The sequence below is a fragment of the Pseudomonas sp. S35 genome, assembly GCF_009866765.1.
GTDB lineage: Bacteria > Pseudomonadota > Gammaproteobacteria > Pseudomonadales > Pseudomonadaceae > Aquipseudomonas.
On sequence record NZ_CP019431.1, the window covers coordinates 1771351 to 1796136 of the forward strand.

Here is a 24786-nt window from a genome sequence, read left to right on the forward strand (position 1 = left end):
CCGTTCGACATGCAGTTGGCTGCGGCTTTTTCAGCAACGTACGCAAGCGCGCTCATCCGAGACATACCCTGTACACCAATACCGGCGGGCCAGCAGTGAGCGGCATCCAGGTCTCAGGTACTCTCGTTTGCTCCACAACAGAGAACCTCAGAGGTATGTGATGCCCCTAGTAACCACATCAAGTCAAACTCCCTCTTCCCAGGCCTTTCGGCTTGGCTGTGAGGATGCTGGCCCGGCTGCGGACTGTTCTATTTTTACCAAGGTGAAGGGTTTTTTCCGCCAAGGCCATGCAGTATCACCAAGCCAAAAAGCCTCACCGCCCACGCAAACCGTTTCTGTCGACACGGGGCGTTGCAAGACCGTCCATGACACCACGTCGACGCTGTCCACACAGTATTTGTCCAGCAGCTCAGCCCTGGCAGTGCTTTCAGGCTGGAATGGCAGTACCTACGAATCGCGTACGTTGATGCATCTGAATGGAAGCAGCCTGCCCTACGGCTTGATCGATCAAGACGCCACTGAGTTGCTTGCCGAGCTCAAGGGTTCTTTGGCGGGTGGCGGTAAAGTCATCTGGGTAGGTGGGGCGGATGCGCAGACCGATTTTCAGCTGGCACTCAGCCTGAAGCAGGAGGAGGGAGGTCGTCAGCCACTGAAGGACCTGCTGGAAACTCCAGGTATTTGCACGGTAATCACTGGCTCCAGCAGCATTGACGTAAAGCCTGACGGCACCTTCAAGCTGGGAACGGTGGGCCGAGGCGAGCTGACCGAGCGGGACGTGCAGCAGATGCGTCAGTTCATGTGAGGATTGTCTAGCAGGCACCTGGCGCCCTGAAGGGTGCCAGCGTGAAATAGGAGGGGCACCAAGCCTGGCAGCCTTGTCGTTACGACCAGCCACCGCCCAAGCTTTTGTAAAGGGATATCCGATTGTTTATCTGCAACAGGCGCACACTGATCAGATCCTGTTGCGCCGAACTTAAGCGGCGCTGCGCATCCACGACCTCCAGATAACTGTTCAGCCCTTCGTTAAGCAGCAGATTTGCCAACTCTACCCGTCTTAGCTCGTTCGCCACCGTGCGCTCCTGGGCTTCAAGCCGGATTTGCAGCGGTTCGGCAGAGCCCAATGCATCGGCCACTTCACGAAAGGCTTGCTGGACCGTCAACTGATAATGGGCCACGGCGCTTTCGCGTTGGGCCTTGGCAACGTCCAGTTGGGCCAGGCGCTTGCCCATATCAAACAGTGGCACTCCCAACTGCGGGCTGAACGACCAGCTTCTCGCATCACCGGAGAACAGTTGCCCCAACTGAGGGCTACTGACACCGAGCAGTGCGGTCAGGCTGATGGACGGTAAAAAAGCCGCACGTGCAGCCCCGATGTTCGCATCGAGCGCCCGCAGGCGTGCTTCTGCGGCTCGGATGTCCGGGCGGCGGGTCAAGAGTTGCGACGCAAGGCCTGGGCTGACAGGCAGGATGACGGAGCCGTCGCGCCAAGCAACCGACAGTAGGCCGGATTGATCCAGCGGGGTCCCGGCCAGGTACTCAAGGTTGTGAAGGGTGAGGTTCAGCTCGCGATCGGTTTCTGCCGATTGCCTCTGCAGATTCTGCAACCAACTGTCGGCCTGGCGATCCTGCAACTCGCTGACAAGACCTGCTTCATAACGCGTGGTCATCATCCGCCTTGCAGCATGCGCCATGCTGAGCAATTGCTGGTGTTGGTCACGCATGTTCAGCAGGGCCAAGGCCTTGTAGTAGTGGCTGGCTACTTCTGCTATCAGGCTGATCTGTACGCTACGGGCATCCTCCTGGGTGGCCACAAAGCTATGGCCAGCGGCGTCCTTGAGTGCAGCTAGGCGCCCCCACAGGTCCAGTTCGAATGCGGTGATGCCAAGCCCGACCTGGCCGTGTTCGAGAATGTGGCGTTGACCATCAGGTGAATCCAGGGCGGACACCTGCTTTCGTTCGGTCGAGCCGTTGAGGCCGACTGCTGGCCATTGCCCGGCGCGTTGGATGCCATGCTGAGCACGGGCCTCCTCAATGCGCAGGATGGCAACCTGCAAGTTGCGATTGTGCTGCAAGGCTTGCGTGATCAGCGCATAAAGTTGCGGGTCGGAAAAAACTTCGTGCCATTCAGACAGCGCCTTTGCCTCGACTTCAGTTGGGTGATCGCGCCAGTGCGCGGCAATTGGCAAGGCTGGCGCCTGGTAGTCAGGGGTCAGTGAGCAACCGGCCAGGCCCAGCGTCAGCAATCCGGTCCAGGCTTTCATGGGGCAACTCGGCGGTGGGTGTGTTTGGTTAAGGCGCCAGGGATGTTTGAACGTCGCTGCGCCGAATCGGGTTGTCTTTGGTAGAAGGCTTCCATCTGCGACAGGTAGAACCAGTGTTCTGGTGCCTGGCGGATGAAGCGTTCCATGGCTTTGCTCCAATGGGCCAGCATGTCTCGCGCCTCCCCGTGCGCGATATGGGCAATTGCATGCAGCTCGCCGTGGCTACCAAGCTGGACGCGATGGCCGGCAAGCAGGACCGGGCAGCCCAGTCGTGAAGCGAGGAACATGGGCCCTTTGACAAACTGGGCGGCGCGTCCGAAGAGTGTCCCATCGACCGGCTCGCCGGCCCGGCTGGTGTTCAGGCTCACTGGTATATCCGAGAAGATGATGACCTGATGGCCTTGCCTGATACGGCGCGCAATACACAGCGCTGTGGCAGGTGCGTTGCTGTCGAGAATCTCGACCGTATGACCCAGGCTTTCCAGGCTCATGAGGGCACTGCGGGTGAACGCGTCTCGGTAGTTCCAGATCGGAATCACGAAACGCGTCGGGGCAGCGTAGTGCTCCACCAGCCTGGCGACTGCCATCCAGTATTCGCCGGTATGGAGCAGCACCAGCACGTGCGGCCTGTGAGGCAATCGTTGCCAGTGGTTTTCGGGATCGACCCAGGCAACCGAGCGAATCCAGGTGCGTAACAGCGCTGGGTGCTGCAAGGGGTAACGCTGTTGGTGGATGCCTTTTTGCCATTCAATAGCGATATGACGACAGGCGCAGGCTTCAATGTCATTGGGGGGCAGATCGAATAGCTCAAGGTTTTGGACGGTTCGCAGGTAGTGCGCGCCGCGCGCGCGCGCTGGCAAGTGCGCTAGCCACTGCGGTAACCGTACCAGCCCACGCGACCGCACTTCGTCGCCCAATGCCGTCGCCAGCAAGGTACACACGGCCTTGTGAATGTGGACCTTGCCGACAGCCCAGCGCAATCGCCAGTGCAGGCTCATGGGCGGTTTTCCGGCATGGGCACCAGTTGGCCATCGACCATCTGCAATACCCGGTCGCAGGCTTTGGTCACCGCCAAGTCATGGGTCACGACTACACAGAGCATGGGGAGACGGCGCAACGTTTCGATGATCACATCCCTGGCATCGCCATCCAGGTGCGAGGTGGGTTCATCGAGCAACAACAGGTTTGGGCGACGGAAAAGCGCGCGGGCGATCAACAGCCGTTGTCGTTGCCCGGAAGACAGCTGTACGCCGCCCGGGCCGAGCAATGTATTGAAGCCATTGCTCAATGCGCGAATGCTGTCCAGCAGGCCGGCCTGTTCGACACATGCCAGCAGGTACTCGCCATCCAGGGGCTCGATCCCCATGGCGATATTTTCGATGACGGAGCCGTCGATGATTTCGCCAATCGCAGTGACATAGGCCACGTTGTTTTGATAGCGCCGCAGGCCGAAGCGTTGCAGCGCCACACCATTGATCATCAACTGGCCCTGGTCGGGCGGGTAAAATCCCGCGAGGACTTTCAGCAAGGTGCTTTTGCCACAGCCTGACGGCCCGAAGATCGCGATTTTGCGCCCGCTATCCGGCAGGCTCAGGTGCACGTCCTTGAAGGTCGGTCGATCAAACGAGCTGTAGCGAAACAACGCACCGTCCAGGCTGATTGATGTAACCGGGTCCGGTTCATTCAGTCCCTTGGCGCTATAAACGCAGGTCTCCATCGCTTCCCTGGGCTCGTCGACGATCTGCTCGACCCTGAGCAACTCGACACGTACCAGCCGCAGGTTGATGTAATTGTCGATGGCTTTGAACAGGCACCCCATGAACAGGTCTTTGTAGAGAACAAAGGCAAACAGGTCGCCGACGCTGTTTGTCCCATGCAGCACTGCCAACGCTCCTATCGCGCTCACCAGCAACGAGTGGCTGTGAGATAACCCCTCGTGGACCACGTTGTTCATCACTTGCAGGTGTTGAACCCGTGCCCTGGCGCTTTCCATGTCAGCTTGGTGATTGTTCCAGGTGGCCAGTCGGTCCGCTTCGTATTGATAGAGTTTCATCGACTCGATGTTGCCCAGCGTGCTCAACAGCGTGACGTTGCGGGCCGTCTCTGCCTCGATTGACGCCTTGTGATGTCGCTCCATTGCCGGCAGCGTGATGCTGCGAAATACAAAAAACACACCGCATAGCGCTATCGACAGTCCAGCCAACATGGGGTTGATCAGCGCCATCAATGCCAGGAACAGCACGCTGGCCAGCAGGTCGATGGTGATGTCCATCGTCCCGGAGGTGAATTGCAGATAGGCTTTTTCCGTGGCCTGGGTTCGACGCAGCAGGTCGGCCGCGGCGCGGCGCTCGAAGTACTGCACCGGCAGGCGCAGCAGCCAGGCAACGACTCCCGTTGCCAGGTCCAGGCTCAGCGCCACTCGCAGGCGCATGTCCAGGATTGCCCTGAGCCACGCAGCCAGGGTTTTGAAGATGAACAAAGCGCCAAAGATGTAGAGGATAAGGTACAGAAAGTCCTGATCGTTCTTTGCCACGACCTCGTCAATCGTCAGGGCAAACAGTTTGGGGGCGGCGATGGCACCTACGTAGCCAAAAATGGATAGCAGCCCCATCGGTATCAGGTAGCGCAACAGCCAGGGGTTGCGCTCGAGCAGGTGGGTAAAACTCAACGACTGCTTGTCCGTGCCCTTGACCTTTGTCGTGAATGAAAGACCCGGTTGCACTTCCAGCGCGACTGAACTGAACATCGTCAGCGCCTGGGCCCAGGTATAGAACCGCCGCCCGACCGCCGGGTCGACGATATGCAGCCCGCGAGCATTGGTGGATTCCAGAACCACGTAATGCCGGTTGTTCCAGAACAGGATTGACGGCGTACGCAGATGCACCGTGTTAGCGAGGGTCAAGCGCAGGGGGCGGGAAATCAAGTTGTGTTCTTCGCACATCTTGACCACTTGCAGCAATGACATTCCATCGCGTGCCACCCGGTAGTGCTGGCGCATTTCGCGAAGGCTCAGGTTTTTGCCGTAGTAGCTGCTGATCATGGCGATGCAGGCGATGCCGCATTCGGACATCTCGTCCTGGAGAATCACTGGCATGCGTTTGCGCAGCCATTGCCGCGAGCGATTGAGTGCGTCGGTCAGTACCTGTTTGAATGCTGTCATAGCGAATGCCCGTCAGTGGAAGGCAAGCTTCGAAAGTCGGGGGCGCGTTCGATGCCCTTGAGCACCGGCAGGAATAGCCATTGCATCAGATTCAAGCGCTCCAGGCTCAATGAGGCGCGCAGGGTCATACCGTCTTTGAGCCACCCCTGTTGGATCTGGGTCCTGCTGCCCTCGAAGTCGAGGTTAACCTCCACCAGATATACCTGGCCGTTGCGGGCAGGGTCGGCGGTGCCAATCGGCGTGGTGTTCAGATACGTGCTTGAGGTGCTGTGCACAATAGACCCCTTGATAACCCCGTAACGCGCATAGGGGAACGCGTCGATTCGCACGATCACCTCACTGCCCACCTGGGCGAAGCCAATGGCCGAAGGGCTGACTTCAAGCACCACCACCGGGGCATGGAGGGAGGGTTGGTTGATCCGCAGCACGATCATCGGGAGCCCGATGTCCGCTCGGCTACCTGAAAAAACCGAAACACTGTCGACAACGCCGTCGACGGGGGAAAGCAGTACGTACTCTTGGTTTTTATGCAGATTTTGCAGTTGTTCGCGCAGTTCATGGTCTTGACGTGCCAGTTCGCTGAGGCGGCGGGTCAAGGCCTGTTCGTTCTCATGGCTGGCTTGTTCAAGCTCAAGCAAGCGCTGTTGGGCGTGAGTCCTGGCCAGCTCATTGGTGGCCAGGTCCTGCAGCACCGACTCGTGATGGACCGTTGCGGCGTTAAGATCTGCCTGGGATATGGCCTGTTGTTCGGCCAGGCGTTCATGCCGTTGTTTTTGTTCCAGGGCGATGTTGGCACGACGCTGTATGGACTGTTGGACGGTGCTGTTCAGTTGCAGGCTTGCACGCAATTGTTCACGTTGCAGGTGGAGCAGTTGCTGCTGGGCGTCATGGGTTGATCGTGCGCTGGCCTCGTCTGCAAGCCGATCTGCCAAGAGGTGCTCAAGCCGCTCAGCACTCGCGCTGGAAGACGTCGTGCGGGTTTGTCCACTGACGAGTTCCGGGTTGTTGTTCAGCATCTGCAGCAATGGCTGGCCCTTTTTGACTGTTTCTCCGGCGCCCACCAGCACCTCTTTGATATGGGCTGATCGTTCGCTGGTAATACGTACAATATCGCGGGTCTGAATATGGCCTGTTATTTCCTCTTTTCTTGCATAAGTGCCCGTGAACAGCAGGATGAGTGCAGTCATGAAAAAGAGGCAAATCAACCAGCCGAACACCAATGGCCGAACGGATGACCTTGGTGTGACACTTCCCAGTTCAAGCATAATTAGACCAGTGACTCTCTCAATACTTGTAGGGGGATGTTAATGATCCAGTCAATAAGAAGGCCAAGGAAGGTAGTTGCTCTTTCCTTGGCCTGTTTTACATAGCGCAAATAACGGCTTTATGAATCAGCTGTTAGTTACAGCCTTGAAAACACCTTCGCTCCAATTTGCGACGGAGTTTGCTGCGCCTTCAGTCCAAGTGGCTGCGCCTGTCATCGCATTGACTAAAGCACCTCCGCCACGGATTTCCTCAAGTTCGTTGATGTCGAGTTCGGTCATGGTTTTTTCTTGCATAACAATCACCCTTGCTACGTATGAGTAAGAAGCTGTAACGGATACTGAAAATAATTACTTCGTCTCCGAACAGTGTCTGCACGGTGAAGCGTTGTGCCGCGCAGTGGTGGCAGTTTCTTTGATTTTTAACGAGAGGAATGTCAGCGGCGGGTGCTGGTGTATGTAAGAAACGGGTAAAAGTGTTGGTAGTAATTTATCGGCAAGCACAGGCGTTGCCGATAAAATATAAAGTTTGTTTCATGCGGCGGAGCGGTTTTTTCAGCTCTTGAGTTTTTCCGCAATCCAGATGGTGTGCCGGGTGCCCTTATTGCCGTGGGCAAACACTTGCACTTCCTCGGCCTTGAAACCGGCTTTGCGCAGTTTGTCGCTGAACAGCTTGTCGGCACTGGCCGACCACACGGCCAGTACGCCCTTGGGCCGCAGGGCTTTGGCACAGGCGGCGAGCCCGCCGGCGGAGTAGAGCCAGCTGTTGGCTTTTTGCGTCAGGCCTTCGGGGCCGTTGTCGACGTCGAGCATGATCGCGTCAAAGCCCTGGGGCTCGGCTTGCAGCACCTTGGCCACGTCTTCCATGCGGATCACCGTGCGTGGGTCCAGCAACGGGCGCCCGGATTTTTCCCCCAGCGGCCCACGGTTCCACTCCACGACGCCCGGCACCAGTTCGGCGACGACCACTTCGGCGGTCTTGCCTAAATGCTTGAGGGCCGAGGCCAGGGTAAAGCCCATGCCCAGGCCGCCAATCAGCACCCGTGAAGCAGGGCGCCCGGCGACCTTGCGGCAGGGAATCTCCGCCAGCGCATCTTCGGAGCCGTGCATGCGCGTGTTCATCAATTGGCCGCCGTCACCGCCCTGGATCTTGATGACAAAATCCTCGCCGTATTCGAACAGGCACAAGGCACCGCCGTTGTCGGGGATCGGGGTGGTGTCCAGCAGAACGAAACGTTTCATGGAAATCTCATTGGGAAGGGCATTCTTGCGCGGTTGGGAGTAGCCTTACGACATTCCGGTCAGGCCATGGAGCCATCGATGAAGTGCAGCATTCTAGCGGTCATTGTGTTGAGCGCGCTCGCATCCGGTGCGGCGCAGGCTCAGGAGTTGCAAACCGTCCCGGTTGCGCCAGCAGCAACCCCTGGTGCACCGGGCACGCCAACACCGACGTTGTACCCCCAAGTCACCCCGCCTGCGCAGCCCAAGACCAACGGCTCACCGCCCTTGGCGCCTATCGTGTTGCCGACGCCACCCAAGGACCAGACGGTACCCGGTCTGCAACAGAACGACAGCAAACCGAAGACCCCCGGCGGTTAAAACTGTTGGGACAGCAACTGCCCGTCGGCCATGCGCAGACGCTTGGACAAGGCAATCGCAATCGCGCGGATGATCTTCGCGGCCACCCGAGGCGTTTCGTTGAGCATCTTTTCCAGGGAATCCTTGCCCAGGTTCAACAGCACGCAGTCACTGGCCGCCACGCAACTGGCCGAGCGTCGCTCGCCATCGAGTACCGCCATCTCACCAAAGGCCCGGCCACTGCGCAGGGTAGCGATGGTCAGGCGCTGGCCGTCGTGATGGGTCTTCTGCACCGCCACCTGGCCGCTGTGGAGGATGCACATGAAGGTGCCCGCATCGCCTTCGAGGAAGATCACATCGTCCTGGGCAATGCTGCTGATATTGAAGTAGCCGGCGGCGACGTGAAAATCCTCCGGCAACAGCGGGTCGAACAGCCCGCAGTCCATGAGCATGTCGCGGATTTCATCGTTCAGTAAGGTCGGTTGTGGCATGACTGGTCCATCAATCGGCAAGCGGTCCTGTGTTCAGACAGAACCGCCGCACTAAGTTCCTAAACTAACCCCAGCGCCTTGAACACAAATGCATATTCGAGCGCTACGTCACGTAATCCCTGGTAACGACCGCTCATCCCGCCGTGGCCTGCGCCCAGTTCGGTCTTGAGCAACAGCAGGTTGCGGTCGGTCTTGGTGTCACGCAGCTTGGCCACCCATTTGGCCGCTTCCCAGTACTGCACGCGGCTGTCGTTGTAGCCGGCGATCACCAGCAGGTGCGGGTAGGCCTGGGCCTGGACATTTTCGTACGGCGCGTAGGCCTTGATGCGTTCGTACACCTCGGGCTCTTCGGGGTTGCCCCATTCGTCGTACTCGGTGATGGTCAGCGGCAGCTCCGGGTCGAGCATGGTGTTGAGCACATCGACGAATGGCACTTCGGCAATCGCCGCCTGGAACAGTTCGGGACGCTGGTTGAGCACCGCGCCGATCAACAGGCCACCGGCACTGCCGCCACTGATGGCCAGTTGCTTGGACGTCGTCAGGCCCTGGGCGATCAGGTGTTCGGCGCAGGCGATAAAGTCGCTGAAGGTGTTCTGCTTGTGTTCCTGCTTGCCGTTGCGGTACCAGGCTTCACCCAGTTCGCCGCCGCCACGCACATGCGCAATAGCAAACGCCACGCCGCGATCCAGCAGGCTCAGGCGCGCATGGGAGAACCACGGGTCGAGGCTTTGGCCATAGGCGCCGTAGCCGTACAGGTAGAGCGGGGTGGTTTTGCCGAGTTGATCGCGCTTGACCACCAGGCTGATCGGTACCTGGGTGCCATCGGCGGAGGTGGCCCACAGGCGCTGGCTGACATAGTCGTCGGCGTTGAACGCGCCCAGCACTGGGGTTTCCTTGAGCACCTGTTGCGTGCCAGTGGCCAGTTCCAGCTGACGCACCTGGGCCGGGCGGTTCAGGGCTTCGTAGCGCAGGCGGATCTTGTCGCTGGGGAATTCCAGGCTGTTTTGTACGTAGAGGCTGTAGGCAGCGTCAGGCAATTCCACGCGATACGCCGGCACGCCTTGTGGGTGCACTTCAATCACCGGCAGGCCGCCGATGCGCAGGCTCAGGGTCATGGCGCCGGTATTCAGGCTCACGCCGTCGAGCATCACGTCATTGTTGTGGGGGATCAGGTTTTGCCACTCATCCTCGGTGGGCACGTCGCCAATGTCGGTGGCGACGAACAGTGCGTAGTTGATGCCATCACGGTTGCTGCGGATAAACCAGGTCCACGCGCCATTCAGTTGGCCGTGGTCGACATCGTATTCGTGGTCCTCGACCCGTGGCGCCATGCACGTGAAGTCCAAGTGCGGCTGGCTGGCGTCCAGTGCCCAGATTTCGCTGGTGGTCTTGCTGCCCAGGGCCAGCAGCAACTGGCGCTCGGAGCTGGAGCGGTAGCAGTGCAGGAAGAATCGCCCGTCGGGCTCATGGAACACTTCCTGCGCTGCCGTGCCGTCCAGACGATAGCGATACAGTTTGTGTGGGCGGTGGGTGTCGTCCAGCTCAGCGAAAAACAGGGTCAGGCTGTCGTTGGCCCAGGTCATGCTGCCGTCGCAGTCCTGGAACTCCAGTTCGCTGACCTTGCCGGTGGCCAATTCCTTCACGAACAGGGTGTAGATCTCATCGCCGCTGGTGTCCAGGCTGTAGGCCAGGCGCTGATGGTCGGGGCTGATGCTGAACGCGCCGAGGGAGAAGAAACCGCCATTGGCCAGTGCGTTCGGGTCCAGCAACAGCTCTTCGCTGCTATCGTCTACCTGATTGCCGTCGTCGGCGGGGCGGCGGCAGCGGTAGTGCCGGGCGTACTCGTCACCGGCGGTGGTGCGGGTGTAATACAGGTACGGGCCCCACGGCGAGGGTAGGGAAAGGTCGGTTTCGAGGATGCGGCCCTTGATCTCTTCAAACAGGCTTTCGCGCAAGGCGGCCTGGTCGGCGAGCTGGGCGTCCTGCCAGGCGTTTTCGGCCTTGAGGTAATCGAGTACTTCAGCGTTGTCGCGTTCTTGCAGCCAAGCGTAAGGATCCTGGCCTGGGGCCTTGCGGGCAATCGGGGTGGTCGATGTAGGCATGGATTATTCTCTATCTGGCGGACGGTGGCAGGCTTTGCAGCCGCGACACGCAAAAGCCGTTATCATAGCCGCCTCTTTGCCAGCCTTGCCATGGACACCATGACCGAGAACGACTATCTGACCGCTTGGGGCCTTTACGCCTTCGCCGCTTTGGGCTGCCTGTTGGTGTGGTGGCGCATGACGCGCTGGATCTGGCGCTGGCTGCGTGAGCCATTGCAATTGCTGATGGCGGTGTTGCTGTTGAGCCCGACCATCGTCGACCCGGTCAAGACTCAGTTCGCCCCGGCCGTGGCCATCACTGCCCTGGACCTGGTGCTCAAGGTCGGCAATAACGCCTGGCGCGCGATTTCCGATTTGTTCATGTACACCATGATCGCCTTTGGCGTGTACCTCGTGGTTGTGTTGATCCGCTGGCCCATCGAGCGTGCCGCCAATGCGCGCCGTGAGCGCAAGGCCGCTACCGATGCCGCCCTGGCCGCCGAACTGGCGCAAGATGATGAACCATTCCGCCGTCCGGCGCCTGTCAGTGGCATGCGGGTCGAACCGCGTCTTTAACGTTGCAGCGAGAGCCCTGGCATGTGTGAATTATTGGGCATGAGTGCCAACGTCCCTACCGATATCGTGTTCAGCTTTACCGGGCTGATGCAGCGCGGTGGGCGTACCGGTCCCCACCGCGACGGTTGGGGCATCGCGTTCTACGAAGGCCGTGGCCTGCGTCTGTTCCAGGACCCGGCCGCGAGCAGTGAATCGGAAGTCGCGTTGCTGGTGCAGCGATACCCCATCAAGAGTGAAGTGGTGATCGGCCATATCCGCCAGGCCAATGTGGGCAAGGTGAGCCTGGCCAATACCCACCCGTTCGTGCGCGAACTGTGGGGCCGCAACTGGTGTTTTGCCCATAATGGCCAACTGGCGGACTTCAACCCCCGCGCCACTTTCTACCGCCCGGTCGGCGATACCGACAGCGAAGCGGCCTTCTGCGATTTGCTCAACCGCGTGCGCGAAGCCTTCCCCGAACCGGTAGGCATCGAGCAGATGTTGCCGGACCTGATCGCCGCCTGCGCCGAATACCGCAGCAAAGGCGTGTTCAACTGCCTGCTCAGTGACGGTGACTGGCTGTTCTGCTACTGCTCGACCAAGTTGGCGCAGATCACCCGGCGTGCCCCGTTTGGCCCGGCGCGTTTGAAAGATGTCGACGTAATCGTCGATTTCCAGGCCGAAACCACGCCCAATGACGTAGTGACGGTGATCGCCACCGAGCCGTTGACCGACAACGAAAACTGGACCCGCTACGAACCGGGCCAATGGAGCCTGTGGCGACGCGGTGAATGCGTCAGCCAGGGCATTACTGAGTAAGGATATCGACCATGTTGCTCAGCTATCTGCGGTTGGTGCTGTTTGCCATTGGCCTGTTGGTCGGCGTGCAAGTGCCAGGGTTTATCAATGACTACGCCAAGCGCGTCGAGGCTCACCTGATCGAGGCCCAGACCGGCCTCAGCGGGTTCGAGTCCACCGCAAGGCAGTTTTTCAACGGTGATTTGAAGGCGTTGGTGGCGCACTACCGCGCCAGTGATGACCCGGTGTTCCAGAGCGATGCCAGCAGCCTGGGCGCCATGCTCGATCGCCAGGTGGCGTTGGATAAACAATTCCAGGCCATGCAAGGCCCGTGGTACATCCGCGCCTTGCAGGTGGCAGTGGCTGCCGACCCGGATATCCGTAAGGAAACCTGGAACGGCTACAGCTACCAGATCCTGCTGACCCCTGAAGCCATGGGCTGGGGATTGGGCGGGGCGATGCTGCTGTCGTTTGGGTTGGAGTGTCTGTTCCGGTTGATCGACTGGGTGGTGCTGGGCGGCAAGCGCCTGCGCCAGAGCCGGCCGATTGAAGAGCGGGACCTGAAGGGTCTTTAACGCTCAACCCGGTCTAATGTGGGAGGGGGCTTGCCCCCTCCCACATTTGTATCCGGTTTATTCAGTTGCTCAGCAGCATCCGCTCTTCGCCGACTTCCTCGGCATAGCGACCAACGACCTTCTGGCACAACCCGACAATCTCCTCCACCAATTCCACCCCCACGCGCCACGACACCACCACTTGCAGGTTCGGCAGTTTCTGCGCCATCGGCAGCATGACCAACTCCCCGCGTGCCAGCTCTTCGCGCACCAGCACCGGCGGCAGTGCGCCGATGCCGAATCCGTCGCGCAATAGCCGCGTAATCGCCGACACCGAATTCACACAGTTCATCCGTGGCGCGGCCACGCCGTTGGCCTGCATCAGGCTCAGCACATCCTGGTGCGGGTGGGAGTTTTTCGAGTAGGTGATGATGCGCTCCTGGGCCAGTTCGGCGAGGGAGGCGTAGTCGCGGTGGTAGATCGATTGGCTGGCGACGATCCAGGCCATGGGGTGGCTGCACAGTTCCAGGCTGCGTACGGTTTCCAGACGCAGCAGGTCGGTTTGCAGGATCAGGTCGAGAAAGCCTTTTTGCAGCTGATCGCTGAGGTTGAGCGCGGTATCGGCGACCAATTCGATTTCCACCAAAGGGAAATGGTCCATCAGTTCCGCCACCAGCGGGCTGAGCCAGGTGTGGATCACCGTGTCCATCGCGCCGATCCGAATACGCCCGACCTTGCTGCTGGTGGTCTCCAAGGATTGCTTCAGCCCTTGCATGGTCACCATCATCTGCTCGGCGTAATCGAGCACTTTCAAGCCTTCCGGCGTCAGGCTCACGCCCCGCGAATCACGCAGGAACAGCTTCACCCCCAACTCGCTTTCCAGCACGGCGATGCGGCTGGAAATCGAGGCCTGGGTGGTGAACAGCTTCTCGGCCGTCAGGCGAAAGCTCTTGAGCTTGGCCACCCAGACGAAGGTTTCGAGGAACTTCAAATTCATGGGATCAACTTTTTCTTATGCATGGATCGGTTTTTATTAGTTGGACGCCGCACCGGGCCAGCGCCAAAAATCGAGCCATTGCACGATAAGCGTCGGTGGGGTGTCAGGACAAGTTGCGCGTTCTGCGTTAAAAATCCCACACTACAAAAAAATAAGTCCTACAGGAGCGTCAGGCCGTGAGCCGTCTTTTACTGAATTGCGACATCGGCGAAAGCTTTGGCAACTGGACCTTGGGTCTGGACGCCGATGTCATGCCGTTCATTGATTGCGCCAACGTGGCCTGCGGCTTTCATGCGGGCGACCCGAGCATCATGCGCAAGACTGTCAGCCTGGCGCTCAAGCATGGCGTGCAAGTGGGGGCGCACCCGGCGTACCAGGACTTGCAAGGTTTTGGCCGTCGCTCCATGGCCTACACGCCTCAGGAAATCCAGGACCTGTTGCACTATCAGATCGGCGCACTCGACGGCATCTGTCGTGCCCAGGGCGGGCGTGTCAGCTATGTCAAACCCCATGGCGCGATGTACAACGACATGATGGCCAACCCTGCGCAGTTGCGTGCGGTGATCCAGGCCGTGGCCGCCTATGGCGACCTGCCACTGATGCTGCTGGCCACCCGTGACAACAGCGCGGCCCAGGCCTTGGGTGACGAGTACGGCGTGACCCTGTGGTTCGAAGCCTTCGCTGATCGCGCCTACGATAACAATGGCCACTTGGTGTCCCGCCAGTTACCAGGCGCCGTACACCACGACGCCGAAACGATCATCCAGCAAGCCCTGACGATTTCTCGTGGCGAATCGCTGACGGCCAGCGACGGCAGCGCCCTTGTGTTACAGGCCAATACCCTGTGCGTGCATGGCGACAACGCCAGTTCGATTGCTGCCGTGCAGCGTATCCGCGAGGCGTTGAAGCCAGCATGAAGCCACGGATTGAAGTGGTGGCCATCGACTGCCTGATGGTGCGTCTGTTCGATGCGATCGCAGAAGCCAACATGCCGTGGATGCTCGCCGCCGCCCAACGTCTGCGCGAGGGGTTTGGCGCGGCATTGGTGGACCTGGTGCCGTCCTACACCACCTTGATGGTGCATTACGACCTGATCGCACTGAGCCCGGCCCAGGCCCGTGAGCTGATCGACCATGCGTTCACCGACTTGCAGCCCCTGGCCCAAGGAAGCGGCCAATGCCATGTGCTGCCGGTGTGGTACGACCTGAGTGTCGGCCCGGAGCTGAGCTTGCTCAGCCAGCGCAGTGGCCTGGCCGTCGACGCCGTTATCCGTCGCCACAGCGCCCATGAATATCAGGTGTTCGCCCTCGGCTTCGCCCCTGGTTTTGCTTTTATGGGGTTGGTGGACGAAGTCCTCGCCAGCCCACGCCTCAACACCCCGCGCAAACGCGTGGCGGCCGGCAGTGTGGGGATCGCCGAGCGCCAGACGGCGGCTTACCCGGTTGTTTCTCCGGGCGGCTGGAACCTGATCGGCCGTACCCCCGCCAAACTCTTCGACCGCGCGCGCGACGGCTACAGCCTCATGCAACCTGGCGACACGGTGCGCTTCGAAGCGGTCAGTCGCGCCGAATTCATCAACCTGGGTGGCGATGACACGCCGTTGGAGGCGCAGGCATGAGCCGCTTGATCATCGAGGCCAGCACGCCGCTGTGTCTGTTGCAGGACGCCGGCCGTTTTGGCGTGCGCCACCTGGGCGTTACCCAGGGCGGGGCGCTGGATTGGGTGTCAATGTCCTGGGCCAACTGGCTGCTGGGCAACGCGCTGGACGCGCCGGTAGTGGAAATCACGTTGGGCGGCTTTACCGTGCAGGCTGAGGATTATTGCCTGCTGGCCCTGGCCGGTGCGGACCTGGGCGCGTTTATCGACGAACGAGCTCTCAGCCCTGGCCGCAGTTTTATCCTGCAAAAAGGCCAGCGCTTGCGTTTTACCCAGCCGTTCAACGGCGCACGGGCTTACCTGGCGGCGCCGGGTGGGTTTGACGCGCCGGCTGTGCTGGGCAGCTGCGCCACGGTGGTGCGCGAGGAATTGGGCGGGCTGGACGGTTTTGGCAAGGCGCTCGGTGAAGGTGGGCGGTTGGCTTATTCGGGCACGGGCGGGGCGATGAACGTTTTAAGCGAGCCCGCACTTGCGGCCAAGGCACCGCTGGACGTGATCGTCGGTGCACAGATCGGCCAGTTCAGCGGCCAGAGCCTGTTCGATGTGTTTAACACCGAGTGGACCTTGGACAGCCGCGCCGACCGCATGGGCATGCGTTTGTTGGGCACGCCGTTGCAGTACCAGGGGCCGTCGCTGATTTCCGAAGGGATCCCGCTGGGCGCAATCCAGGTACCGCCGGATGGGCAGCCGATTGTGTTGCTCAATGATCGGCAGACCATTGGCGGTTATCCGCGCCTGGGGGCGTTGACGCCGTTGGCGCTGGCGCGGCTGGCGCAGTGTTTACCGGGAGAAAAGGTGAGGGTGGTGCCGGTTGTCCAGGAAACGGCGCATCGGCAGCATGTCGAGTATTTGCGCCGATTTACATAACACCGCAATTTAAAATGTGAGAGGGGGCTTGCTCCCGATAGCAGTGTGTCAGTCAACCCATCAGTGACTGACCCACCGCCATCGGGAGCAAGCCCCCTCCCGCATTAGATCTCCTGCATTATTTGGGTCGGCGTTTATTTGGAGAGCAAGCGCATCCCTTCTTCCAACCCGCGCAGCGTCAGCGGAAACATCTGATCCTCCACCAAGTCCTGCACAATCTTGGTCGACGCCGTGTAGCCCCAGGTGTCCTTCGGATACGGGTTAATCCAGATCAGCTTCTTGTACTTGGCCATGAAGCGCTGCATCCATACATAGCCCGGCTCTTCGTTCCAATGCTCGACGCTGCCGCCGGCCTGGGTGATCTCATACGGGGCCATCGACGCGTCGCCGATAAAGATCACTTTGTAATCCGCGCCGTACTTGTGCAGCAGGTCTTGGGTGGCGGTGCGCTCCGAGGTGCGGCGCTGGTTGTTCTTCCACACCGACTCGTACACAAAGTTGTGGAAGTAGAAGTACTCCAAGTGCTTGAACTCGGTCTTGCACGCCGAGAACAGCTCTTCGCAGATCTTGACGTGGGCGTCCATCGAGCCGCCGATATCAAACAGCAGCAACAGCTTGATGGTGTTACGCCGCTCCGGGCGCATCTGGATGTTCAGCAGCCCTGCATCGCGGGCGGTGTGGTCGATGGTGCCATCGATATCCAGCTCCTCGGCCGCGCCTTGGCGCGCGAACTTGCGCAGGCGGCGCAGGGCGATCTTGATATTGCGCGTGCCCAACTCCACCTGGTCGTCGAGGTTCTTGTATTCGCGCTGGTCCCAGACCTTGACCGCCTTGCCCTGGCGCTGGCCGGCGTCGCCGACGCGAATGCCTTCGGGGTTGTAGCCGCCGGAACCGAACGGGCTGGTGCCGCCGGTGCCGATCCATTTGTTGCCGCCGGCGTGGCGTTCCTTCTGTTCTTCCAGGCGTTTCTTGAATGCCTCGATCAGCTTGTCCAGCCCGCCGAGGGACTGGATCTGCGCACGCTCCTCATCGCTGAGCGAACGCTCGAACTCCTTGCGCAGCCACTCTTCGGGGATCAGCGCCTGCAAGTGGTCGTCGAGTTTTTCCAGGCCGTTGAAATAGGCGCCGAAGGCCCGGTCGAACTTATCGAAATGCCGCTCGTCCTTCACCAGGATCGTCCGGGCCAAGTAGTAGAACTCGTCCATGTTGGCGAACGTCACGCGCTGTTTCAGCGCGTTGATCAGGTCGAGCAGCTCGCGCACCGACACCGGCACCTTGGCGGCACGCATTTCGTTGAACAGGTTGAGCAACATCAGCGATTACCGCGACGGCTCATGAACGCCAGACGTTCCAGCAACTGCACGTCTTGCTCGTTCTTGACCAAGGCACCGGCCAGCGGCGGGATGGCCTTGGTCGGGTCGCGTTCGCGCAGCACCGCTTCGCCGATGTTGTCGGCCATCAGCAGCTTGAGCCAGTCGACCAGTTCGGAGGTGGATGGTTTTTTCTTCAGACCCGGGACTTTGCGCACGTCGAAGAACACGTCCAGCGCTTCGCTGACCAGGTCTTTCTTGATGTCGGGGTAGTGCACATCCACGATCTTCTGCAGGGTGGTGCGGTCGGGGAAGGCGATGTAGTGGAAGAAGCAGCGGCGCAGGAACGCGTCCGGCAGTTCTTTTTCGTTGTTGGAGGTAATGATGATGATCGGGCGTTTCTTGGCCTTGATGGTCTCGTCGATTTCGTAGACGTAGAACTCCATCTTGTCGAGTTCTTGCAGCAGGTCGTTGGGGAACTCGATGTCGGCCTTGTCGATTTCATCGATCAGCAGGATCACCCGTTCTTCGGACTCGAACGCCTCCCACAGCTTGCCCTTTTTCAGGTAGTTGCGCACGTCGTGCACCTTGTCCACGCCCAGTTGCGAGTCGCGCAGGCGGCTGACCGCGTCGTACTCGTACAAGCCCTGGTGGGCCTTGGTGGTTGACTTGATGTGCCAGGTGATCAGCTTGGCGCCGAAGGACTCGGCCAGTTGCTCGGCGAGCATGGTCTTGCCGGTGCCGGGCTCGCCCTTGACCAGCAGCGGCCGCTCCAGGGTGATGGCGGCGTTGACGGCCAGTTTCAGGTCATCGGTAGCCACATAGGCCTGGGTGCCTTCGAACTTCATCGGTGTTTCCTCGCATTCATCAATGCCCGGACTATACCGCGCAGCCCCGGCGACTGTGAACGCAGACGGGTTATTCAGTTTCTGAATAACCGCCCCTGCGACATTTTAATCTGCGCTGGGCTTGGGCTGTTCATAGCGCGCGTTGAACGCCTGGATAAACCCATTACGCAAAATCGCCAAAAACGCGGAAAACGCGCCGACATCTTGCTGATGCACGCTGCCACTGAGTTCGACACGGGTGGCGAACTGGTTTTTCTGCTGGTTCTTCAATACGGTCTCGCTGGCACCCACCACAGCCTCCCAGATCGAGCGGAAGATGTTCTTGTCTTTGTTTTCCACGTCCTGCTGCCAGTCGAAGACTTCTACATCGCGCAACAGGGGTTTGATGTAACCGGTCAACTGCCCTTTTTCGGCCTGGGCCTCGATCACCACATCACCGGTGCCCGCCTTGAAGTCGAACTTGCCGTAGGCCGAGGCAAAGTCATTCATGCGTTTGAGCTGCAAATCCTTGGCGCGGAAACGGAATTCGAAGTTTTCGAAATTGCTCAGCGGGTCGAAGGTGGCGCTGGCTTCCAGCGGGGCCTGGCCTTGCAGCAGGGCCTTGCCGTCGAAGCGGGCGTCGCGCTTGCCTTTGACGTCGACCACGTTGGTCAGGTTGTAGAAGCTGGCGTTGACGTCGGTGGCGTCGATCTTCACCACGGGTTTGGAACTGAAGTTATGGAAGGCAATCTTGCCGTCTTCGATGCGCACTTCATCAAGGGTGATGGGCGCCAGCTTGCTCAACTGCTCGCGCCAGTCGGTGCCTTTACCGGTCTGGGACGCCTGCTTGTTGGCACCGCCGTCGACGAAGTTCACTTCAGGCTTGATGAACCGTACCTTGGCGACCACCGCATGGTCGTACCACAGTGAGTGCCAGCTCACCGCCAGGTCGATCAACGGCGCCTTGACGAACGGTACGGGCACCTTGCCATCGACCTTGATGATCTCAAGGCCATTGATCCGGTACGCACCGCGCCACAGGGCCAGGTCCACATCGGTCACCTGGCCGCGGTAGTCGCCCATGTCAGCCAGCTTGTCATTCAGGTAGTTACGCACGAGATAGGGCAGGGCGATGCTCACGGCAACCAAGACCACCAGCAATCCGGCGACGGTCCATAGTGGCCAGCTGTAGCGACGTTTCATCGGGCAGTTCTCCTTGCAGGTAAAGCATGGACTGCCTTGAACCGTGCAACGTTCCTCTGACTGGACGCTTTGCAGTCCGAGGCATACCCTTGTTGCCTTCCTGAAACCGCCCAATAGGACCCGTCATGAGCCGTATCTTTGCAGACAACGCGCACTCCATCGGTAACACGCCCCTGGTGCAGATCAACCGGATCGCCCCGCGTGGCGTGACTATCCTGGCCAAGATCGAAGGGCGTAACCCGGGTTACTCGGTGAAGTGCCGCATTGGCGCGAACATGATCTGGGACGCGGAAAGCACCGGCAAACTCAAGCCGGGCATGACCATCGTCGAACCGACTTCGGGCAACACCGGCATCGGCCTGGCGTTCGTCGCCGCCGCCCGTGGCTACAAGCTGCTGCTAACCATGCCGGCGTCCATGAGCATCGAGCGCCGCAAGGTACTCAAGGCTCTGGGTGCCGAGCTGGTGCTGACCGAGCCGGCCAAGGGCATGAAAGGCGCTATCGAAAAGGCCGGCGAAATCGTCGCCAGCGACCCGGCCACCTACTTTATGCCCGGCCAGTTCGAAAACCCGGCGAATCCCGCAATCCATGAGAAAACCACCGGTCCGGAAATCTGGAACGACACCGACGGCGCCGTAGACGTGCTGGTCGCGGGCGTGGGCACCGGTGGCACCATCACCGGTGTATCACGCTATATCAAGAACATCGCGGGCAAGCCGATCCTGTCGGTGGCCGTGGAGCCGATGGTGTCGCCGGTGATCACCCAGGCCCTGGCCGGTGAAGAAATCAAGCCAAGCCCACACAAGATCCAGGGCATCGGCGCCGGCTTTGTGCCGAAAAACCTCGACCTGTCGATGGTTGACCGCGTTGAACTGGTGAGCGACGACGAATCCAAGGCCATGGCCCTGCGCTTGATGCAGGAAGAGGGAATTCTGTGCGGTATCTCCTGTGGCGCCGCGATGGCCGTGGCCGTGCGCCTGGCCCAGAAGCCGGAAATGCAGGGCAAGACCATTGTGGTGATCCTACCGGACTCGGGTGAGCGCTACCTGTCGAGCATGCTGTTCAGCGATTTGTTTACCGAGCAGGAAACCCAGGCCTGATGAGCATTCGGGGTTGATGTGTGTCAGCCCCGTTACCCTGGGCCTTCTGCATAATGGCCCAACTGTTTATCATGGCTGGCTGCTACGTCTGGTTTCCCAGTGAAGGGAAGTTGTTGGCCAGGCGCTTTTTTCCAGGAGTTGCTGCATGACCTTTTCGTTGGCCGCCAAACTGTCGGTGTTGCTGTTGTTTATCGGCAGCACGCTGTATGTCCACCTGCGCGGCAAGGCCCGTTTACCGATGTTGCGCCAGTTCGTTAACCATTCGGCGTTGTTCGCCCCGTATAACGCCTTGATGTACCTGTTCTCGGCCGTGCCGTCCAAGCCTTACCTGGACCGCAGCAAGTTCCCGGAACTGGACGTGCTCAAGGACAACTGGGAAGTGATCCGCGAAGAGGCCATGCACCTGTTCGACGAGGGTTACATCCGCGCTGCTGAAAAGAACAACGACGCCGGTTTCGGTTCGTTCTTCAAGAAGGGCTGGAAGCGTTTCTACCTCAAGTGGTACGACAAACCGTTGCCATCGGCAGAGGCGCTGTGCCCGAAAACCGTGGCGCTGGTGAGCAGCATTCCCAACGTCAAGGGCGCGATGTTCGCGCTGTTGCCGGGCGGCAGTCACCTCAACCCGCACCGCGACCCGTTTGCTGGTTCGCTGCGTTATCACCTGGGGCTGTCCACGCCCAATTCCGACGCCTGCCGCATTTTCGTCGACGGCCAGGAATACGCCTGGCGCGACGGTGACGATGTGATGTTCGACGAAACCTACGTGCACTGGGTCAAGAACGAAACCGAACAGACCCGCGTGATCCTGTTTTGCGACATCGAGCGCCCCCTGAGCAACCGCGTGATGACCTGCCTCAACCGTTGGGTCAGCAAGCAACTGGGCCGCGCGACTGCACCGCAGAACCTGGATGACGAGCGTGTTGGCGGCATCAACCAGGCGTACGCGTGGAGCAAGACGTTCAGCGACAAGTTCAGTGGGCAGGTCAAGCAGTGGAAGCGCAAGCATCCGAAGGCCTACCGCATTGCGCGGCCGGTGTTGGCGGTGGTGGTGCTGGTGCTGCTGTGGAAATGGCTGTTCGGCTGATCTGAAAGTTTAAACGCGGCCAAAAATGTGGGAGGGGGCTTGCCCCCGATGACAGTGGGTCAGCTACCGATTTATCAGCTGACAAACCCTCATCGGGGACAAGCCCCCTCCCACATTTGATTTCCAGTGTTCTTTAGCTGGCGATCAACTGCCTTAGCACATAGTGCAGAATGCCCCCCGCCTTGAAGTATTCGACCTCATTCAACGTATCAATCCGGCACAACACCTCGACCTTCTCCGTGCTGCCATCCTCCCGCGTAATCACCAGCGTCAGGTTCATGCGCGGCACAATCTCCACCTCGGTCAGCCCGAGAATATCGAGCTTCTCCTTGCCGGTAAGCTTGAGCGCCTTGCGGTTCTGGTCCAGCTTGAACTGCAATGGCAATACCCCCATGCCCACCAGGTTGGAGCGGTGAATACGCTCGAAGCTCTCGGCGATCACCGCCTTGACCCCCAGCAGGTTGGTGCCCTTGGCCGCCCAGTCGCGGCTCGAGCCGGTGCCGTATTCTTGCCCGGCGATCACCACCAGCGGCGTGCCCGACGCTTGGTATTTCATCGCGGCGTCGTAGATCGCCATCTTCTCGCCAGTGGGGATATACAGCGTGTTGCCGCCTTCCTCGCCGCCGAGCATTTCATTGCGGATGCGGATATTGGCGAAGGTGCCGCGCATCATCACTTCATGGTTGCCCCGGCGTGAGCCGTAGGAGTTGAAGTCACGCGGCTCCACGCCTTGCTCGCGCAGGTAGCGGCCGGCAGGGCTGTCGGCCTTGATATTACCGGCAGGGGAGATGTGGTCGGTGGTTACCGAATCCCCCAGCAGGGCCAGCACGTTGGCGCCCTTGACGTCCTTGATCACCGGCAGCGGGCCGGCAATGTCGTCAAAAAATGGCGGGTGCTGGATGTAGGTGGAATCTTTCTGCCATACATACGTCGCGGCCTGGGGCACTTCAATCGCTTGCCACTGCTCGTCGCCGGCAAACACCTCGGCGTATTCCTTGTGGAACATGCCGGTGCTGACCTGGGCGACGGCGTCGGCAATTTCCTTGCTGCTCGGCCAGATGTCCTTCAGGTACACCGGCTTGCCATCCTGGTCGTTACCCAGCGGTTCGCTGCTGATGTCGATGCGAACGGTGCCAGCCAGCGCATAAGCCACGACCAGCGGCGGCGAGGCCAGCCAATTGGTTTTCACCAGCGGGTGCACGCGGCCTTCGAAGTTGCGGTTGCCGGACAGCACCGAGGCCACGGTGAGGTCGGCTTGCTGGATGGCCTTTTCAATCGGCTCGGGCAACGGCCCGGAGTTACCGATGCAGGTGGTGCAGCCATAGCCCACCAGATCAAAGCCGAGCGCGTCCAGGTATTGCGTCAGGCCGGCGGCGTTGTAGTAGTCGGTGACCACCTTGGAGCCGGGTGCCAGGGAGCTTTTGACCCACGGCTTGCGCGTCAGGCCCTTTTCCACGGCTTTTTTTGCCACCAGCCCGGCCGCCATCATCACGCTCGGGTTGGAGGTGTTGGTGCACGAAGTGATCGCGGCGATGACCACTGCGCCGTTTTTCAGGCGATAGGTGCTGCCTTCGTATTCGTAATCGGCTTCACCCACCAGGTCGGCGTTGCCCACGGCGACACCGCCGCCGCCTTCGCTTTCCAGGCGGCCTTCTTCCTTGTTGGTGGGTTTGAATTGCAGGTCGAGGAAGTCGCTGAAGGCCTGGCCGACATTCGGCAGGGCCACGCGGTCCTGCGGGCGTTTCGGCCCGGCGAGGCTGGCTTCGACGCTGCCCATGTCCAAGGCCAGGCTGTCGGTGAACACCGGCTCCTGGCCGGCAATACGCCACAAACCTTGGGCCTTGGTGTAGGCCTCGACCAGTTTGACGGTTTGCGTCGGGCGACCGGACAGGCGCAGGTAATCCAGGGTCACGTCATCTACCGGGAAAAATCCGCAAGTGGCGCCGTATTCCGGGGCCATGTTGGCGATGGTGGCGCGGTCGGCCAGGGGCAGGTCGGCCAGGCCGTCGCCGTAGAACTCGACGAACTTACCCACCACGCCTTTCTTGCGCAGCATCTGAGTGACGGTCAGCACCAGGTCTGTGGCGGTGATGCCTTCCTTGAGCTTGCCGGTGAGTTTGAAGCCGATTACTTCTGGGATCAGCATCGACACCGGTTGGCCAAGCATCGCCGCTTCCGCTTCGATGCCGCCCACGCCCCAGCCGAGTACGCCAAGGCCGTTGATCATGGTGGTGTGGGAGTCGGTGCCGACCAAGGTGTCTGGGAAGGCGTAGGTGCGGCCGTCCTCGTCCTTGGTCCACACCGTGCGGCCCAGGTATTCCAGGTTGACCTGATGGCAGATGCCGGTGCCCGGCGGGACCACGCTGAAGTTGTCGAAGGCGCTCTGGCCCCAACGCAGGAAGGCGTAGCGTTCGCCGTTGCGCTGCATCTCGATATCGACGTTCTGTTCGAAGGCGTCGGCATTGCCGAATTTATCGACCATCACCGAGTGGTCGATCACCAGGTCCACGGGGGACAGCGGGTTGATGCGCTGCGGGTCGCCACCGGCCTTGGCCACGGCGGCGCGCATGGCGGCCAGGTCGACCACGGCGGGAACGCCGGTGAAGTCCTGCATCAGCACGCGGGCGGGGCGGTATTGGATCTCGCGATCGGACTGGCGCTCTTTGAGCCAGGCGGCAATGGCCTTGAGGTCGGCGCCGGTGACGGTCTTGTTGTCTTCCCAGCGCAGCAGGTTTTCCAGCAGCACTTTGAGCGACATTGGTAACGTGTCCAGGTCGCCCAGGCTCTTGGCGGCTTCGGGCAGGCTGAAGTAGTGGTAGGTTTTGCTGTCTATTTCCAGGGTTTTAAGGGTTCTCAGGCTATCAAGCGATGACATGACGCGACTCCTTATGGTCCGCACGGCTACGGACCTGACGGGACGAACAGAGCTATCAAACTAGCCCCGTTTTCATTAGCAGGCTAATAACTGGACTCTATGGGCAAGTCCAAGGTTCCGAACTCAG

At 60.2% G+C, this 24786-nt stretch carries 23 protein-coding genes; 10 read left to right on the forward strand and 13 right to left on the reverse strand.

Annotated features, from left to right (window positions below; translation table 11 throughout):
- Positions 1-160: 160 nt before the first annotated feature.
- The gene (locus PspS35_RS07975; protein ID WP_159933461.1) at positions 161-802 is read left to right on the forward strand and encodes a hypothetical protein; all 642 of its coding nucleotides are present in this window, start codon (positions 161-163) and stop codon (positions 800-802) included.
- A 79-nt stretch (positions 803-881) separates the two neighbouring features.
- Here the strand turns inward: PspS35_RS07975 and PspS35_RS07980 are convergent, their stop codons facing one another.
- The 6 genes from PspS35_RS07980 to PspS35_RS08005 form a co-directional block, all read right to left on the reverse strand.
- Entirely contained in the window at positions 882-2261 is a 1380-nt protein-coding gene (locus PspS35_RS07980) for an efflux transporter outer membrane subunit (RefSeq protein ID WP_159933462.1), read from the reverse strand.
- A complete protein-coding gene (locus PspS35_RS07985; protein WP_159933463.1) occupies positions 2258-3259 on the reverse strand; it encodes a hypothetical protein in 1002 nt (333 codons plus the stop codon). Before PspS35_RS07985 ends, PspS35_RS07980 begins: the two co-directional genes overlap by 4 nt.
- Entirely contained in the window at positions 3256-5421 is a 2166-nt protein-coding gene (locus PspS35_RS07990) for a peptidase domain-containing ABC transporter (protein ID WP_159933464.1), read from the reverse strand. Before PspS35_RS07990 ends, PspS35_RS07985 begins: the two co-directional genes overlap by 4 nt.
- Complete coding sequence (locus tag PspS35_RS07995) at positions 5418-6686, reverse strand: HlyD family secretion protein (protein ID WP_238786001.1); 1269 nt, start codon at positions 6684-6686, stop codon at positions 5418-5420. Before PspS35_RS07995 ends, PspS35_RS07990 begins: the two co-directional genes overlap by 4 nt.
- 126 nt (positions 6687-6812) lie before the next feature.
- The gene (locus PspS35_RS08000) at positions 6813-6965 is read right to left on the reverse strand and encodes a hypothetical protein (protein ID WP_159933465.1); all 153 of its coding nucleotides are present in this window, start codon (positions 6963-6965) and stop codon (positions 6813-6815) included.
- Positions 6966-7238: 273 nt separating this feature from the next.
- Positions 7239-7925, reverse strand: coding sequence for a hypothetical protein (locus PspS35_RS08005; RefSeq protein ID WP_159933466.1), 687 nt, complete (start codon positions 7923-7925; stop codon positions 7239-7241).
- A 78-nt stretch (positions 7926-8003) separates the two neighbouring features.
- Between PspS35_RS08005 and PspS35_RS08010 the strand changes: the two genes are divergently transcribed.
- On the forward strand, positions 8004-8282 hold the full coding sequence (locus tag PspS35_RS08010) for a hypothetical protein (protein ID WP_159933467.1): 279 nt from the start codon (positions 8004-8006) through the stop codon (positions 8280-8282).
- Here PspS35_RS08010 and PspS35_RS08015 read toward each other — a convergent pair.
- Together PspS35_RS08015 and PspS35_RS08020 are read right to left on the reverse strand one after the other, a co-directional pair.
- The gene (locus PspS35_RS08015; protein ID WP_159933468.1) at positions 8279-8752 is read right to left on the reverse strand and encodes a cyclic nucleotide-binding domain-containing protein; all 474 of its coding nucleotides are present in this window, start codon (positions 8750-8752) and stop codon (positions 8279-8281) included. The two genes, PspS35_RS08010 and PspS35_RS08015, sit on opposite strands and share 4 nt — an antisense overlap.
- A 59-nt stretch (positions 8753-8811) precedes the next feature.
- Positions 8812-10854, reverse strand: a complete 2043-nt coding sequence (locus PspS35_RS08020) for a S9 family peptidase (protein ID WP_159933469.1) — start codon at positions 10852-10854, stop codon at positions 8812-8814.
- Positions 10855-10878: 24 nt separating this feature from the next.
- On the opposite strand from PspS35_RS08020, the gene PspS35_RS08025 reads away from it, so the two are divergent.
- The 3 genes from PspS35_RS08025 to PspS35_RS08035 are packed head-to-tail and all read left to right on the forward strand — an operon-like array spanning position 10879 to position 12761.
- Positions 10879-11409: an MFS transporter gene (locus PspS35_RS08025; RefSeq protein ID WP_159933470.1), complete on the forward strand. Its 531-nt coding sequence runs from the start codon at positions 10879-10881 to the stop codon at positions 11407-11409.
- A gap of 21 nt (positions 11410-11430) precedes the next feature.
- Positions 11431-12207 carry a class II glutamine amidotransferase gene (locus tag PspS35_RS08030; RefSeq protein ID WP_159933471.1) on the forward strand — a complete coding sequence of 259 codons (777 nt, stop codon included), beginning with the start codon at positions 11431-11433 and terminating at the stop codon, positions 12205-12207.
- A gap of 11 nt (positions 12208-12218) precedes the next feature.
- Entirely contained in the window at positions 12219-12761 is a 543-nt protein-coding gene (locus PspS35_RS08035) for a DUF2937 family protein (RefSeq protein WP_159933472.1), read from the forward strand.
- Between the two features lie 61 nt (positions 12762-12822).
- Here the strand turns inward: PspS35_RS08035 and PspS35_RS08040 are convergent, their stop codons facing one another.
- A complete protein-coding gene (locus PspS35_RS08040; protein ID WP_159933473.1) occupies positions 12823-13737 on the reverse strand; it encodes a LysR family transcriptional regulator in 915 nt (304 codons plus the stop codon).
- A 176-nt stretch (positions 13738-13913) separates the two neighbouring features.
- Here PspS35_RS08040 and PspS35_RS08045 point away from each other — a divergent pair, with 176 nt between their 5' ends.
- From PspS35_RS08045 to PspS35_RS08055, 3 genes are read left to right on the forward strand one after another with little or no spacing between them, the layout of a single operon-like run.
- A complete protein-coding gene (locus tag PspS35_RS08045) occupies positions 13914-14654 on the forward strand; it encodes a 5-oxoprolinase subunit PxpA (RefSeq protein ID WP_159933474.1) in 741 nt (246 codons plus the stop codon).
- Positions 14651-15355 (forward strand): 5-oxoprolinase subunit PxpB, encoded by a 705-nt coding sequence (gene pxpB / locus PspS35_RS08050; protein ID WP_159933475.1) that lies wholly within the window; start codon positions 14651-14653, stop codon positions 15353-15355. The genes PspS35_RS08045 and pxpB overlap by 4 nt, the downstream gene beginning before the upstream one ends.
- On the forward strand, positions 15352-16260 hold the full coding sequence (locus tag PspS35_RS08055) for a biotin-dependent carboxyltransferase family protein (protein ID WP_159933476.1): 909 nt from the start codon (positions 15352-15354) through the stop codon (positions 16258-16260). The genes pxpB and PspS35_RS08055 overlap by 4 nt, the downstream gene beginning before the upstream one ends.
- 134 nt (positions 16261-16394) lie before the next feature.
- Here PspS35_RS08055 and PspS35_RS08060 read toward each other — a convergent pair whose 3' ends face one another.
- From PspS35_RS08060 to PspS35_RS08070, 3 genes are all read right to left on the reverse strand, one after another.
- Positions 16395-17573 carry a VWA domain-containing protein gene (locus PspS35_RS08060; RefSeq protein WP_159933477.1) on the reverse strand — a complete coding sequence of 393 codons (1179 nt, stop codon included), beginning with the start codon at positions 17571-17573 and terminating at the stop codon, positions 16395-16397.
- Positions 17573-18418, reverse strand: a complete 846-nt coding sequence (locus PspS35_RS08065) for a MoxR family ATPase (RefSeq protein WP_003210690.1) — start codon at positions 18416-18418, stop codon at positions 17573-17575. Before PspS35_RS08065 ends, PspS35_RS08060 begins: the two co-directional genes overlap by 1 nt.
- A gap of 105 nt (positions 18419-18523) precedes the next feature.
- On the reverse strand, positions 18524-19600 hold the full coding sequence (locus PspS35_RS08070; RefSeq protein WP_159933478.1) for a DUF748 domain-containing protein: 1077 nt from the start codon (positions 19598-19600) through the stop codon (positions 18524-18526).
- 125 nt (positions 19601-19725) lie between these two features.
- On the opposite strand from PspS35_RS08070, the gene cysK reads away from it, so the two are divergent.
- A complete protein-coding gene (cysK, locus tag PspS35_RS08075; RefSeq protein ID WP_159933479.1) occupies positions 19726-20700 on the forward strand; it encodes a cysteine synthase A in 975 nt (324 codons plus the stop codon).
- A 145-nt stretch (positions 20701-20845) separates the two neighbouring features.
- Positions 20846-21784: an aspartyl/asparaginyl beta-hydroxylase domain-containing protein gene (locus PspS35_RS08080; protein ID WP_159933480.1), complete on the forward strand. Its 939-nt coding sequence runs from the start codon at positions 20846-20848 to the stop codon at positions 21782-21784.
- Positions 21785-21917: 133 nt separating this feature from the next.
- Here PspS35_RS08080 and acnA read toward each other — a convergent pair whose 3' ends face one another.
- Positions 21918-24659 (reverse strand): aconitate hydratase AcnA, encoded by a 2742-nt coding sequence (gene acnA, locus PspS35_RS08085; protein ID WP_159933481.1) that lies wholly within the window; start codon positions 24657-24659, stop codon positions 21918-21920.
- Positions 24660-24786: the final 127 nt, after the last annotated feature.

Excerpts from the sequence above, each read along its gene's own strand:
- PspS35_RS08030 (WP_159933471.1), top strand. The coding sequence starts at position 11,431 with ATGTGTGAATTATTGGGCATGAGTGCCAACGTCCCTACCGATATCGTG.
- PspS35_RS08065 (WP_003210690.1), bottom strand. The coding sequence starts at position 18,418 with ATGAAGTTCGAAGGCACCCAGGCCTATGTGGCTACCGATGACCTGAAA.
- PspS35_RS07985 (WP_159933463.1), bottom strand. The coding sequence starts at position 3,259 with ATGAGCCTGCACTGGCGATTGCGCTGGGCTGTCGGCAAGGTCCACATT.
- PspS35_RS08055 (WP_159933476.1), top strand. The coding sequence starts at position 15,352 with ATGAGCCGCTTGATCATCGAGGCCAGCACGCCGCTGTGTCTGTTGCAG.
- PspS35_RS08035 (WP_159933472.1), top strand. The coding sequence starts at position 12,219 with ATGTTGCTCAGCTATCTGCGGTTGGTGCTGTTTGCCATTGGCCTGTTG.
- acnA (WP_159933481.1), bottom strand. The coding sequence starts at position 24,659 with ATGTCATCGCTTGATAGCCTGAGAACCCTTAAAACCCTGGAAATAGAC.
- PspS35_RS08005 (WP_159933466.1), bottom strand. The coding sequence starts at position 7,925 with ATGAAACGTTTCGTTCTGCTGGACACCACCCCGATCCCCGACAACGGC.
- cysK (WP_159933479.1), top strand. The coding sequence starts at position 19,726 with ATGAGCCGTATCTTTGCAGACAACGCGCACTCCATCGGTAACACGCCC.
- PspS35_RS08000 (WP_159933465.1), bottom strand. The coding sequence starts at position 6,965 with ATGACCGAACTCGACATCAACGAACTTGAGGAAATCCGTGGCGGAGGT.
- PspS35_RS08015 (WP_159933468.1), bottom strand. The coding sequence starts at position 8,752 with ATGCCACAACCGACCTTACTGAACGATGAAATCCGCGACATGCTCATG.
- PspS35_RS07990 (WP_159933464.1), bottom strand. The coding sequence starts at position 5,421 with ATGACAGCATTCAAACAGGTACTGACCGACGCACTCAATCGCTCGCGG.
- PspS35_RS08020 (WP_159933469.1), bottom strand. The coding sequence starts at position 10,854 with ATGCCTACATCGACCACCCCGATTGCCCGCAAGGCCCCAGGCCAGGAT.
- PspS35_RS08060 (WP_159933477.1), bottom strand. The coding sequence starts at position 17,573 with ATGTTGCTCAACCTGTTCAACGAAATGCGTGCCGCCAAGGTGCCGGTG.
- PspS35_RS07975 (WP_159933461.1), top strand. The coding sequence starts at position 161 with ATGCCCCTAGTAACCACATCAAGTCAAACTCCCTCTTCCCAGGCCTTT.
- PspS35_RS07980 (WP_159933462.1), bottom strand. The coding sequence starts at position 2,261 with ATGAAAGCCTGGACCGGATTGCTGACGCTGGGCCTGGCCGGTTGCTCA.
- PspS35_RS08010 (WP_159933467.1), top strand. The coding sequence starts at position 8,004 with ATGAAGTGCAGCATTCTAGCGGTCATTGTGTTGAGCGCGCTCGCATCC.
- pxpB (WP_159933475.1), top strand. The coding sequence starts at position 14,651 with ATGAAGCCACGGATTGAAGTGGTGGCCATCGACTGCCTGATGGTGCGT.
- PspS35_RS08040 (WP_159933473.1), bottom strand. The coding sequence starts at position 13,737 with ATGAATTTGAAGTTCCTCGAAACCTTCGTCTGGGTGGCCAAGCTCAAG.
- PspS35_RS07995 (WP_238786001.1), bottom strand. The coding sequence starts at position 6,686 with ATGCTTGAACTGGGAAGTGTCACACCAAGGTCATCCGTTCGGCCATTG.
- PspS35_RS08080 (WP_159933480.1), top strand. The coding sequence starts at position 20,846 with ATGACCTTTTCGTTGGCCGCCAAACTGTCGGTGTTGCTGTTGTTTATC.
- PspS35_RS08070 (WP_159933478.1), bottom strand. The coding sequence starts at position 19,600 with ATGAAACGTCGCTACAGCTGGCCACTATGGACCGTCGCCGGATTGCTG.